The sequence below is a fragment of the Myceligenerans xiligouense genome (genome assembly GCF_003814695.1).
Lineage (GTDB): Bacteria > Actinomycetota > Actinomycetes > Actinomycetales > Cellulomonadaceae > Myceligenerans > Myceligenerans xiligouense.
Genome location: NZ_RKQZ01000001.1, coordinates 611905 through 624007, shown reverse-complemented (window position 1 = coordinate 624007; position 12103 = coordinate 611905). Strand labels below are relative to the sequence as shown.

General features: G+C 73.4%; 9 protein-coding genes. All 9 read left to right on the top strand.

The window, feature by feature from the left end; all coding sequences use genetic code 11:
- Window positions 1-45: 45 nt before the first annotated feature.
- The 9 genes from EDD34_RS02710 (at window position 46) to mfd (ending at window position 12055) form a co-directional block, all read left to right on the top strand.
- On the top strand, window positions 46-1050 hold the full coding sequence (locus EDD34_RS02710; protein ID WP_123813200.1) for an ABC transporter permease: 1005 nt from the start codon (window positions 46-48) through the stop codon (window positions 1048-1050).
- 43 nt (window positions 1051-1093) lie between these two features.
- Window positions 1094-2014, top strand: a complete 921-nt coding sequence (locus EDD34_RS02705; RefSeq protein ID WP_123813199.1) for an ABC transporter permease — start codon at window positions 1094-1096, stop codon at window positions 2012-2014.
- 80 nt (window positions 2015-2094) lie between these two features.
- Window positions 2095-3363, top strand: a complete 1269-nt coding sequence (locus EDD34_RS02700; RefSeq protein ID WP_246012153.1) for an ABC transporter ATP-binding protein — start codon at window positions 2095-2097, stop codon at window positions 3361-3363.
- Window positions 3356-4597, top strand: coding sequence for an ABC transporter ATP-binding protein (locus EDD34_RS02695; protein ID WP_123813198.1), 1242 nt, complete (start codon window positions 3356-3358; stop codon window positions 4595-4597). The genes EDD34_RS02700 and EDD34_RS02695 overlap by 8 nt, the downstream gene beginning before the upstream one ends.
- Entirely contained in the window at window positions 4594-5463 is an 870-nt protein-coding gene (locus EDD34_RS02690; protein ID WP_123813197.1) for a type 1 glutamine amidotransferase, read from the top strand. The genes EDD34_RS02695 and EDD34_RS02690 overlap by 4 nt, the downstream gene beginning before the upstream one ends.
- Window positions 5464-5563: 100 nt before the next feature.
- Window positions 5564-6373 (top strand): serine hydrolase, encoded by an 810-nt coding sequence (locus EDD34_RS02685; RefSeq protein ID WP_123813196.1) that lies wholly within the window; start codon window positions 5564-5566, stop codon window positions 6371-6373.
- A 165-nt stretch (window positions 6374-6538) separates the two neighbouring features.
- Window positions 6539-6841: a helix-turn-helix domain-containing protein gene (locus EDD34_RS02680; RefSeq protein ID WP_123813195.1), complete on the top strand. Its 303-nt coding sequence runs from the start codon at window positions 6539-6541 to the stop codon at window positions 6839-6841.
- A gap of 35 nt (window positions 6842-6876) precedes the next feature.
- Window positions 6877-8145: a type II toxin-antitoxin system HipA family toxin gene (locus tag EDD34_RS02675; protein ID WP_123813194.1), complete on the top strand. Its 1269-nt coding sequence runs from the start codon at window positions 6877-6879 to the stop codon at window positions 8143-8145.
- 274 nt (window positions 8146-8419) lie between these two features.
- Window positions 8420-12055 carry a transcription-repair coupling factor gene (gene mfd, locus EDD34_RS02670; RefSeq protein ID WP_123813193.1) on the top strand — a complete coding sequence of 1212 codons (3636 nt, stop codon included), beginning with the start codon at window positions 8420-8422 and terminating at the stop codon, window positions 12053-12055.
- Window positions 12056-12103 lie beyond the last annotated feature (48 nt).

The following is a 12103-nucleotide window of genomic DNA, read 5'->3' as shown; positions in this document are numbered from 1 at the left end:
CGTTCCCCGGCGCCGCCGCGCGGTCGTGAACCACCGAGGGAGTCCATGGGCCGCTACATCGCCAGGCGGGTGCTGCAAGGGGTCGGCACGCTGCTGCTCGTGATGCTGCTGCTGCACCTGCTCACGACGGTCGCCATCCAGCTCAACGGCAATCCCGCCCAGGCGTTCTTCGGGGACAAGGTCGCGTCGGAGTCGCAGCTCGCCGCCGTCGAGCAGCGCTTCGACCTGGACGACCCCTGCTTCGACCAGGTGGGGAACCCGTGCCTCGGCCCGTTCGTCGAGCGCCTCGGCGAGTACGCGCGGGGCGACTTCGGCACCAACCTGCGTGGCCGGGAGGTCTCGGACATCGTCGCGACGGCGGCACCGAACACCCTCCGCCTCTTCGTCGTCGTCCTGCTCACCTGGCTGACGCTCGGCATGGTGCTCGGTTCCGTCGCGGCGCGCCGGCGCGGTTCGGCGAGCGACCACGGCATCCGGCTCACGTCGGTCCTCATCGACGCGTTCCCGGTCTTCGTGCTGCTGATCGTGTACCGCTACGTCGTGGCCGTGCCGCTGCACCGGTGGGCCGAGGAGACGTTCGGCGAGGACAGCTGGCCTCCGTACTGGTTCAAGCCCTCGTTCGACGCGGACCACCCGTGGGCCACGGTGGTCGTGCCGGGGATCCTGCTGGGCCTGGCCGGGTCGGCGGCGTTCATCCGGCTCGTGCGGGCCGGGCAGCTCGAGTCCTACCAGGGTGACCACGTGCGCACCGCGCGGTCGAAGGGGCTGGCCGAGCGGCACGTCGTCGTGCACCACGTGGTGCGCAACTCGTCCGTGCCCGTGGTGACCGCCGTGGGCCTGACGTTCGCCGAGGCTCTCGGCGGGGCCGTGATCACGGAGGGACTGATGAACATCTACGGGATGGGCGGCGTCCTGTGGGAGGCGGTCCGGAACGACGACGTCGGGCTCGTGCTCGGCGTCGTGACCCTGCTGGCCGCCGTGACCGTCGTGGTGATGATCGTCGTCGACATCGCCTACGCCCTGCTCGACCCGAGGATCCGCTATGAGTGACACCGACGAGGCACGTGCCCGGAGCGGAGCCCGAGGAGATGGCATGAACGGCCCTGACACCGACGAGGGGCGCAGCGGTGCGCCGTCGAGCCCGCCGGCCGAGGCCTGGCGCGCGCTCCTCCGCCGGCCCGACACCGTGATCGCGGCCGGCGTCGTCCTGTTCTTCGCGGTGATGGCCGCGTTCCCGCGGCTGTTCACCAGCACCAGCCCCCGGACGTGCCCGATCCGGGACGCCCGCCTGGACCCGCAGGGGTGGGGCGGCGCGCACCCGCTGGGTACGGACGCTCTGGGCTGCGACGTGCTGGCCACGCTGGTGCACGGTGTGCGGCCGTCGCTGCTGCTGGCCGTGGTCGTGGTCGGTGTCTCGCTCCTCATCGGGGTCACGCTGGGCCTGCTCGCCGGGTACTACCTCGGCTGGGTGGACTACCTGGTGTCGCGGGCCGTCGAGGTGTTCCTCGTGATCCCGCTGCTCCTGGCGGCACTCCTGGTGCTGTCCCTGTTCCAGGGGGTCGACCTGGGCTCGGGGACGTTCGAGGTCATCCTGCTCCCGGCGGTGGTGCTCATCCTGTTCGGCTGGATGCCGTACGCCCGCTACGTGCGGGCCAGCACCCTGGAGGCGAAGAACCTGGACTACGTCACCGCGGCACGCTCCCTGGGGGCCTCGGACCCGCGCATCCTGGTGCGGCACGTGCTGCCGAACGCGATCGGGACGGTCACGGCGCTGCTCCCCACCTCGGTGGCGGGTGTGATCAGCGCGGAGGCGGTGCTGTCCTTCCTGGGCATCGGGGTGCGGCCGCCGGCGACGAGCTGGGGCATCCAGATCGAGCAGGGGTCCGAGTGGGTGACCGGCGGAGCCCCGCACATCCTCCTCGCCCCGCTGATCTGCCTGGTCGCGACCGTGCTGGCGCTCGTGGTGCTGGGCGACGCCCTGCGCGACGCCCTCGACCCGAGGCTGGCCCGATGAGGCGCGGCCCGTCATCGTCGGCACCAGCCGCCGACCACGCCATTTCGCACCGTGGGAACGCGACCACCACGCAGGATGGCGTGGTCGACCACGGTGACGCCCGGGAGCGGCACGGCCACGGCACGTCGTCGGGCACCCCGCTGTTGGAGGTGCGGGATCTGGCCGTCGAGTTCCGCACGCGCGAGGGGGTCGTGCGGGCGGTGGACGGGCTGTCGTACACCGTGGAGGCGGGGCGGACGCTCGCGGTGGTGGGTGAGTCCGGGTCGGGCAAGTCGGTGTCGTCGCTGGCGGTGATGGGCCTGCTTCCGGAGACCGCCCGGGTGACGCGCGGGTCGGTCCGGCTGTCGGGGGAGGACCTGCTGGGCCTGAGCCCGCGGGAGCACCGCAGCCGGTGCGGTGACCGGATCGCGATGGTGTTCCAGGACGCGCTGGCCGCGCTGAACCCGGTGCACACCGTGGGCTACCAGCTCACGGAGGCGCTGCGGAGGCGGCGCGGGATGTCGCGCGGGGATGCCCGGCGCCGCGCGGTGGAACTGCTGGACCTGGTGCGGGTACCGAACGCGCGCGGCCGGGTGCGGGACTACCCGCATCAGTTCTCGGGCGGCATGCGGCAGCGGGTGCTGATCGCGACGGCGCTGGCCATGGACCCGGACGTGCTCATCGCGGACGAGCCGACCACCGCGCTCGACGTCACCGTCCAGGCCCAGGTGCTGCGGCTGCTCGCCGAGATCCAGGCCGAGCGGCGGATGGGCCTGGTGCTCATCACGCACGACCTGGGCGTGGTGGCCGGCGTGGCCGACGACGTCACCGTCATGTACGCGGGGCGTGTCGTGGAGCGGGCGCCGGTCCGGGAGACGTTCCGCACGCCCGCCCACCCCTACACCCGAGCGCTGCTGCGGTCCATCCCGTCGGCGGGTGCGGGCGGCCCGGGAGCGAACGGCGGCGCGCGGAAGCGGCGCCTGGCCGTCATCCCCGGCCGCCCGCCGAGCCCGGCCGCACCGCCACCGGGCTGCGCGTTCCACCCCCGCTGCGATCTGGCCCGCGACCGGTGCCGATCCGACGTGCCGGCCCTGGCCGCCGTCCCCGCGGCGGACGCCCGGGAGACCGGCGACGACGGATCGACAGCCGCGCACGCGTCCGCCTGCCACTTCGCCGCCGAAGTCCTGGCGTCCCCTGCCTTGCCCGGATCGACCGGGCGCCAGGACGCGCACGACTCCGCCGGGACGGGGAACCTCCCCCGTGCGAGCTCCGGTGGTCCGGGCACCAGCGCCCCCGGGACCGGCGGCCCACCGCACACCGGCTACCCCGGCCCCCGCGGCCAGGAGTCCCAGGAGGCGTCCGATGGCTGAACCCGCGCTCGAGGTCCGCGACCTCGTCAAGCACTACCCCGTACGCCGTGGCCTGCTGCGTCGCACCGCCGGTACGGTCAAGGCGGTCGACGGCGTCTCGTTCGGCCTCGGCCGGGGGCGGACCCTGGGACTCGTGGGTGAGTCGGGGTCGGGCAAGAGCACGCTCGCGCGCGTGCTGGTCGGGATCGAGACGCCCACCAGCGGTCAGGTGCTCGTGGAGGGCGAGGACATGGCGCGCCTCTCCCGGGCCGGGCGCAAGCAGTTGCGCCGCGAGGTGCAGATGGTGTTCCAGGATCCGTACACCTCGCTGAACCCCCGGATGTCCGTGCAGGAGATCGTCGGTGAGCCGTTCGCGATCCATGGGGTCGCCCCGGCGGGCGGACGTCGCGCCGCCGTGGGTGAGCTGCTGGAACTCGTCGGCCTGGAACCCGCCCACGCGAACCGCTACCCGCACCAGTTCTCGGGCGGCCAGCGGCAGCGCGTCGGCATCGCCCGCGCGCTCGCGCTCCGGCCCAGGATCCTGGTGTGCGACGAGCCGGTCTCCGCACTCGACGTGTCCGTGCAGGGCCAGGTGATCAACCTCCTCGAGGACCTCCAGGACGAGCTGGGCCTGTCGTACCTGTTCGTGGCGCACGACCTGGGTGTCGTACGGCACATCGCGCACGACGTCGCGGTCATGTACCTGGGGCGCGTCGTGGAGCGGGGCCGGGAGACGGACGTCTACGACGGCGCGCTGCATCCCTACACCCAGGCGCTCCTGTCGGCGGTCCCGGAGCCCGACCCGGCCGTGCGGCTGACCGACTCCCCCGCGATCACGCTGGAGGGCGAACCGCCGTCGCCGATCGACCCTCCCCCGGGGTGTGCCTTCCACACCCGCTGCCCCCTGGCCCGGACCCTCGGCAGCAAGGGCGACGGCGAGACCGACCGCGACGGAGGCGCCGTGTCCGCCGGTATGCCTGCCGACGGCGGCGCCGCGCGAGCCGGCACCGGCGCCGTACCGGGCCGCGCGACGGCAGCCGGCGGCGCCGTGTCCGCCGGTGTGCCGGCCGACGTCGCGCGCAATGTTCCCGAGCCGTGCACGGGGTCCACGCCCGTTCTGCGGCCGCACGACGGCAACGACGCCGGTCAGCCCGGCAGTCGTGACGACGACGCACGCGCCGGCGGCGAACCGGCGCACCTGGCGGCGTGTCACTTCGCGCGGACGCTCCGGGCCCCGGCGAGGGTGGAGCCATGACGCGTGTGCTGGTGGTGCGGAACTCGGAGGGCTCGGGCCCGCGGCGGCTCGGCGGCTGGCTGGCGGACGCCGGTGTGACCGCCGACGTCGTCCCGGCGTGGGAAGGGCTGCCGGACCGCCTGGACGGGTACGACGGCGTCGTCCTCCTCGGCGGCGGCTACCTGCCCGACGACGACGCCGAGCACCCCTGGCTGCCCCGGGAGCGCGCGCTCACGGCCGAGGCGCTGGACCGCGGGACGCCCCTGCTGGGGATCTGCCTCGGCGAGCAGCTGCTCGCCCACGTCGCGGGCGGCGAGGTGACCGCGCGGTCCGGCGAGACGGAACGCGGCATGTGCGCGCTGGAGGTCCTGCCGGAGGCCGCCGGCGACCCGCTCCTCGGACAGTTCATGACCGGGGGCGGGCAAGCCGGCGCGGCACCGGGAAACGGGCCGGGTGTCCCGGTTCCCGGACGCATGCCGGCAGGTCACGTCCTCGCCGACAGGACGGCGGATCCTCGGAACGACCCCGTTGCCGACCGCGTTGCCGACCGCGACGCCGCCCCGACCGCCGTCGTCCCCGAGCCGCTGTGGATGCTGGAGAACCACGAGGATTCCGTCACGGCGCTGCCGCCCGGCGCGACGCTGCTGGTCACGTCGCCGGAGTGCCGGGTACAGGCGTTCCGGGTCGGGCGAGCGGCATGGGGACTCCAGTTTCACCCGGAGGCGCCACCGGACGCGATCCTCCGCTGGGACGAGGCCGCTCTGGCGGGCCAGGGTCTCGACCGCGCCGCCCTGGCCTCGGCCGCCCAGGAACGCGCCGACCAGAACACCACCCAGTCCCGAGCCCTCATCCACTCCTGGACCAAGATGTTGAGGAGTGTTCAGTAGGGTCTCGCAGACCTTCAAGGCGGTTCGAACAAACCCTGATGAACCTGAGTCAGCAGGGCCTGTCGGCGCTCCCGAGGGGGCGAGGAAGTGGAGGGAGCTCATGGTGCGGACCGGAACCCACAGCGACGGCATGCCGTTCGTCGCCTTCCATGTGGCGCGGGCGTCGGGCGAGGTGCTGGTCGCCCGGGAGGACGACGTGATCGTCTACGCGGCGTCGACGGTGAAGCTCGCGGTGCTCGTCGCCGTCGCGCGGGAGCTCGACGCCGGGACCGCGTCGCCCGGCGAGGAACTGATCGCCGCCAGGACGTTCACGTCCCGGGCCCCGGGGGCGGGCACGTTCACGATCGAGCCCGACGACGTCGACGAGGGACTTCCCCCGGACGGCACTCCCATGCCCCTGGCCGACGTCGCCGAGCGGATGATCGTGGTCTCGTCCAACGAGGCCACCAACATGCTGATCGACCGGGTCGGCCTCGAGGCCTGCAACCGGGTGCTGTCGGACGCCGGGTGCGCGGACTCGGTCCTGAGCCGCCTGTACTCCGACGCCGCCGCGGCGGGAACCGGCGGCCCGTCGCACCTCGTCACCGCACGCGACCTCGCCCGCCTGATGGGCGCGATCGTGGCCGGCCGCCTGGCGAGCGCCGAGCGGACGGCCTGGATGCTGGAACTGCTGTCCCGGCAGACGGACCGTCAGCTCACGTCGTCGTTCCCGGGCGGCGTGCCGTTCGGCTCGAAGTCCGGGTGGGTCGACGGGATCCGGCACGACGTGGCCTTCCTCGGCGAGCCGGGCCCGGACGCCCTGGTGATCGCCGTCTGCACGCGCGGCTACGAGAACGCGGACGCGGAGGAGACCATCAAGGCGCTCGGCGCGATGGCGACGGTGCTGCGAGGACTGCCTCCGGCGCCGTGAACTCCCGGGGATCCGTCGCCGGCGGCGCCGCCGGCGAACCGGGCAGCGCGCCGCCGCCTGGCTCTAATGACCAGTGCGCTGTCCATTAGGGCCGACGACGGCTATCCTGGTAGCCACAGTCCGAGCGGCGCGCCCAGACCGCCGTCGTCCAGAAAGACCGACACCATGGCCCGCACGTCCCACCGAACCCACCGAGATCTCGCCTCGATCGGCGAGCACGTCCGCAACTGGCGCAAGATCCACGGCCTCACCGCGCAACTCGTCGCGGATCGCGCCGGTATCACCCGCACCACCCTGCGCAACATCGAGAACGGCACGGGCACCGTCAGCCTGGAGAACACCCTCGCGGTGCTCCGGGTCCTGGGAGTGGCTGACGCCGTTGTCGGTGCGACGGACCCGTTGACCACCGAGATGGGGCGCTTCCACGCCGAACGCACCCTCCCGCAGCGCGTGAGGATTCCCGGCTGAGGGGCGCCGAACACTACGTCAGGAGTTGAGCCGCCGTGGCGATCCGCGTCGAAGTCCATCTGCCCGGCGGCCGGCAGGCGCACGCCGGCGAACTCGACCTGCACCTCAACACGGGCGGAGCGCTGGTCGGCAGCACGTTCCGGTATGCCGACGACTACCTGCGCACGGCGGGCGCCTACGCGCTGTGCCCGGAGCTGCCGCTGACGCCGGGGCCGATCCCGTCGGCGGGCGACCGGCCGATGTTCGGCACGTTCGCCGACTGCCAGCCCGACCAGTGGGGCCGCACGCTGCTGTTCCACGCGGAACGGAACATCGCCCAGGCCCAGGACCGCGCGTCCGTGCGGCTCACCGAGAAGGACTTCCTGCTCGGCGTGCAGGACGAGACCCGGCTCGGCGCACTGCGCCTCTCGCTCGACGGCGGCGAGACCTTCCTGGCGCCGCCGCGCGCCGACGTGCCCGATCTCGTGAACCTGCCCGCGCTGACGGAGGCCGCGGAGGCCGTCGCGGAGCATCGCGGGTCGGACCGGGACCTGCGGCTGCTGGTCGCCGCCGGCACGTCGATGGGCGGGGCGCGGCCGAAGGTCACGGTGCGCGACACCGACGGCGAGCTGTGGATGGCCAAGCTCCCCCGGCCGACCGACCGCTGGGACGTCCAGGCGTGGGAGTACCTCACGCTGCGGCTCGCGTCGCGGGCAGGCATCGAGATCCCCGTGGCGCGGCTGCACCGGGTGGACGGGGACGGCGGGCGCCACAGCATCCTGCTCACGCGGCGGTTCGACCGGCTGTCCGGCGGCCGGCGGGTCGGGTTCCTGTCGGCGGAGTCCCTGGTGCAGAAGGCGTTCTTCGAGACGATCGACTACCGCACGCTCGCCGAGACGCTCGCCGACCACTCCGGCCGGCCGAGCGCCGACGGGCACGACCTGTTCCGACGGGTCGTGTTCACCCTGCTGGTGCGCAACGTGGACGACCACATGAAGAACCACGGCTTCCTGCGCCGCACCGAGGGCTGGTCGCTGGCCCCGCTGTTCGACGTCAACCCGGACCCGTTCTCGGTCGCGGAGTCCACGCCGCTGCGGCCGATGGGCAACCGGATCGACCGCGAGATCCGGGTCCTGCTGGACACCTGCGGCTCCTACGGGCTACGGCTCGACGACGCGCGGCAGGTGGTCGGCGAGGTGTCGGAGGCGACCGCGGGCTGGGCCGAGCTGGCCCGCGACCTGTCGCTGCCCGAGGGCGAGATCACCCTCATGGCGGAGGCGTTCGAGAACCCCAACCGCAGCGAGGCCCGCAGCCTGGCGGCCTGACCCGGCACCGGCCGGAAGGCTCCTCGGCCGCTCTCGGGGCGATGTCAGTGGCGGGCGCTACGCTGTTGTCAGCCCATCCACCCCGTCCCGGGAAGAAAGTGGGCCAGTCGCCGTGTGCCCGGCCGGTCCCGGACACGTGTCATGGCCCGGCGCCGTCGTCGGGCCCGCGTCGCCGTCGTACGCATGTCGCCGTCGGGCCCGCGTCGCCGTCGTACCCCGTCGTCGTCGCATCCCGTCGTCGTCACACCCGATCCGTACCGCCGTAAGGACCCCGATGCATCTCACCGGTCTGCTTCCGCTCCTGCTCGCCGACCCGGGCGTCGCGGCCGCCGTCGAGCACGTCGGCGCGCGCGGCGAGGCCGACGTCGTCGGACCCGTCGGGGTCCGGCCCGCCCTCGTCGCGGCCGCCTCCGAGCGGCGCCCCCTGGTGGTGGTCACCGCCACCGGCCGCGAGGCCGACGAGCTCGCCGCCGCGGTCCGCGTCTACCTGCCCGAGGGCCGCGAGGACGACGTCGCGGTGCTGCCCGCGTGGGAGACGCTGCCGCACGAGCGGCTCAGCCCGCGGGCCGACACGGTCGCGCGCCGCCTCGCGGTCTTCCGCCGGCTGGCGCACCCGACCGCGGAGCGCGGGCAGGCAGGCCCGATCCGCGTCCTCGTGATGCCGGTCCGAGCCTTGCTCCAGCCCGTGGTGGGGGGCCTGGGCGAGCTCGCCCCGGTCTCGCTCGCCGCCGGCGACACCGCCGACCTGACCGACATCGCCCAGCGGCTCACCGACGCCGCCTACACGCGCGTCGACATGGTCGAGCGGCGCGGCGAGTTCGCCGTGCGCGGCGGCATCCTCGACGTCTTCCCGCCCACCGAGGACCACCCGCTGCGATGTGAGTTCTGGGGCGACGAGATCAGTGAGATCCGCTGGTTCGCCGTCGCGGACCAGCGGTCCCTGGAGATCGCCGACCGGGGCCTGTGGGCGCCGCCGTGCCGCGAGATCCTGCTGACCGACGCCGTGCGTGAGCGTGCGGCGGGCCTCGTCGAGACGCTGCCGGGCGCCGCCGAGATGCTGGAGAAGCTCGCGGACGGCTCGCCCGCTGAGGGGATGGAGTCGCTCGCGCCGCTGCTGGTGGACCACATGGTCCCGGTGCTCGACCTCGTGCCCGACGACGCGCTGCTGCTCCTCAACGAGTCCGAGCGGGTCCGGCGCCGGGCCCACGACCTCGTCGCGACCACCCAGGAGTTCCTCGAGGCCGCCTGGGTGGGTGCCGCCGCGGGCGGCTCGGTCCCGCTGTCGGGCGAGGGCGGCGCGGACCTGTCCGCGGCGTCGTTCGCCACCCTCGCGGAGGCGCGGGCCGTCGCGGCCCGGCGCGGACTGGGCTGGTGGACGCTGTCGTCGTTCGGCCAGGACGTGGAGCTCGCGCAACTGCCCGACGGCGGCCTGCCGGAGGACCGTGCGATCAACGCGACCGGAGAGGTCTTCACCGTCGGAGCGCGCGACGTCGAGTCCTACCGGGGCGACTTCGCGCGGGCGCTGCGGGAGGTCGACACGCTGCAGAAGTCCGGCTGGACCCTCGTGCTCACCACGGAGGGGCACGGCCCCGCCAAGCGCATGAGCGAGCAGCTCTCGGAGGCGGGCACGGCAGCGCGCCTGGAGTCGTCCCTGGCGACCGAGCCGGAGGCCGCCGTCGTCCACGTCGTGGCAGGTGGGACGGGCCGTGGCTTCGTCGCCCCCGAGCTGCGCCTGGCCATCTTCTCGGACCAGGACCTGACCGGGCGGGCCGGCGGCGCCGGCACCCGGGACATGCGCAAGATGCCGAGCCGGCGCCGCAACGTCGTCGACCCGCTGCAGCTGCGGGCGGGCGACTACGTGGTGCACGAGCAGCACGGCGTCGGGCGGTTCATCGAGATGGTGCAGCGCACCCTCGGCGGGGGCGCGAACGGCGCCACGCGGGAGTACCTCGTCATCGAGTACGCGTCCTCCAAGCGGGGCCAGCCCGGCGACCGGCTGTTCGTGCCGACGGACCAGCTCGACCAGGTCACCAAGTACGTGGGCGGCGAGGCGCCCAGCCTCAACAAGATGGGCGGCGCCGACTGGAAGAACACCAAGGCCCGCGCCCGCAAGCACGTCAAGGAGATCGCGAGCGAGCTCATCCGCCTGTACTCCGCGCGGATGGCCACGCAGGGCCACGCGTTCGGCCCGGACACCCCGTGGCAGCGCGAGCTGGAGGACGCGTTCGCGTACGTCGAGACGCCGGACCAGCTCGCCTCGATCGACGAGGTCAAGGCGGACATGGAGAAGCCCGTCCCGATGGACCGGCTGATCTGCGGCGACGTCGGCTACGGCAAGACGGAGATCGCGCTGCGGGCCGCGTTCAAGGCCGTGCAGGACGGCAAGCAGGTGGCCGTGCTCGTGCCGACCACGCTCCTGGTGCAGCAGCACTTCGAGACGTTCTCCGACCGGTACGCCGGGTTCCCCGTGACGGTGAAGGCGCTGAGCCGCTTCCAGTCGGACAAGGAGTCCGAGGCCGTGGCGGACGGCCTGCGGAAGGGCTCGGTCGACATCGTCATCGGCACGCACCGGCTCATCACGGGCGCCGTCCGGTTCAAGGACCTCGGGCTGGTGATCGTCGACGAGGAGCAGCGGTTCGGCGTCGAGCACAAGGAGACGCTCAAGCAGCTACGCACCAACGTGGACGTGCTCGCGATGTCGGCCACCCCGATCCCGCGCACCCTGGAGATGGCCGTCACCGGGATCCGCGAGATGTCCACCCTCGCGACCCCGCCCGAGGAGCGCCACCCCGTGCTCACGTACGTGGGCGCCTACGAGGAGAAGCAGATCGCCGCGGCGCTACGCCGTGAGCTGCTCCGCGAGGGCCAGGTCTTCTACGTGCACAACCGGGTCGAGTCGATCGGCCGGACGGCCGCCAGGCTGAACGAGCTCGTACCCGAGGCGCGGATCGGCGTGGCCCACGGCAAGATGGGCGAGCACCAGCTGGACCAGGTCATCCGCGCCTTCTGGGAGAAGGAGCTCGACGTCCTGGTGTGCACCACCATCGTCGAGACCGGCCTGGACATCTCCAACGCCAACACGCTCGTCCTGGAGCGGGCCGACGTGCTCGGGCTCTCCCAGCTCCACCAGCTCCGCGGGCGCGTGGGGCGCGGGCGCGAGCGCGCGTACGCGTACTTCCTGTACCCGCCGGAGAAGCCGCTCACGGAGCAGGCGCACGACCGGCTCGCCACCATGGCGGCCCACACCGATCTCGGCGCGGGCATGCAGATCGCCATGAAGGACCTCGAGATCCGCGGCGCCGGCAACCTGCTCGGCGGCGAGCAGTCGGGCCACATCGCCGGCGTCGGGTTCGACCTCTACGTGCGCATGGTCGGCGAGGCGGTCGCCGCCTTCCGCGGTGACCGCGAGGAGGAGGCGCCCGAGGTCACCATCGAGCTGCCGGTCGACGCCCACCTGCCCGAGACGTACATCGCCACCGAGCGCCTGCGGCTCGAGGCGTACAAGAAGATCGCCGCCGCGCACGACGAGGCGGCGCTGGGCGAGGTGCGGGCGGAGCTCGTCGACCGGTACGGCAAGCTGCCGGAGGTCGCGTCGGCGCTGTTCGACGTGGCCGGGTTCCGCAACCACGCCCGCGCGGCCGGGCTCACGGACGTCACGGCCCAGGGCAAGTACGTGCGGTTCGCGCCGGTGGACCTGGCGGAGTCCCAGACGCTGCGTCTCAAGCGCCTCTACCCGAGCACGATCCTCAAGCCGGGCATCCGCGCGTTCCTCGTCCCGTTCCCGACGACGGCGCGCCTGGGCGGCCGCCCGCTGCGCGGCGCGGAGATCCTGGACTGGGCGAGGCAGCTGGTGGACGCGGTCATCCTGGGGGAGGTCAGCGCGGCGGCGAAGGTCGGTACGACACGGTGAGGACCGCGGCGGCCTGACGGGAGAGCACGCTCGCCGCTCGTCCCGCCC

Excerpts from the sequence above, each read along its gene's own strand:
- EDD34_RS02710 (WP_123813200.1), top strand. The coding sequence starts at position 46 with ATGGGCCGCTACATCGCCAGGCGGGTGCTGCAAGGGGTCGGCACGCTG.
- EDD34_RS02705 (WP_123813199.1), top strand. The coding sequence starts at position 1,094 with ATGAACGGCCCTGACACCGACGAGGGGCGCAGCGGTGCGCCGTCGAGC.
- EDD34_RS02695 (WP_123813198.1), top strand. The coding sequence starts at position 3,356 with ATGGCTGAACCCGCGCTCGAGGTCCGCGACCTCGTCAAGCACTACCCC.
- EDD34_RS02690 (WP_123813197.1), top strand. The coding sequence starts at position 4,594 with ATGACGCGTGTGCTGGTGGTGCGGAACTCGGAGGGCTCGGGCCCGCGG.
- EDD34_RS02685 (WP_123813196.1), top strand. The coding sequence starts at position 5,564 with ATGGTGCGGACCGGAACCCACAGCGACGGCATGCCGTTCGTCGCCTTC.
- EDD34_RS02680 (WP_123813195.1), top strand. The coding sequence starts at position 6,539 with ATGGCCCGCACGTCCCACCGAACCCACCGAGATCTCGCCTCGATCGGC.
- mfd (WP_123813193.1), top strand. The coding sequence starts at position 8,420 with ATGCATCTCACCGGTCTGCTTCCGCTCCTGCTCGCCGACCCGGGCGTC.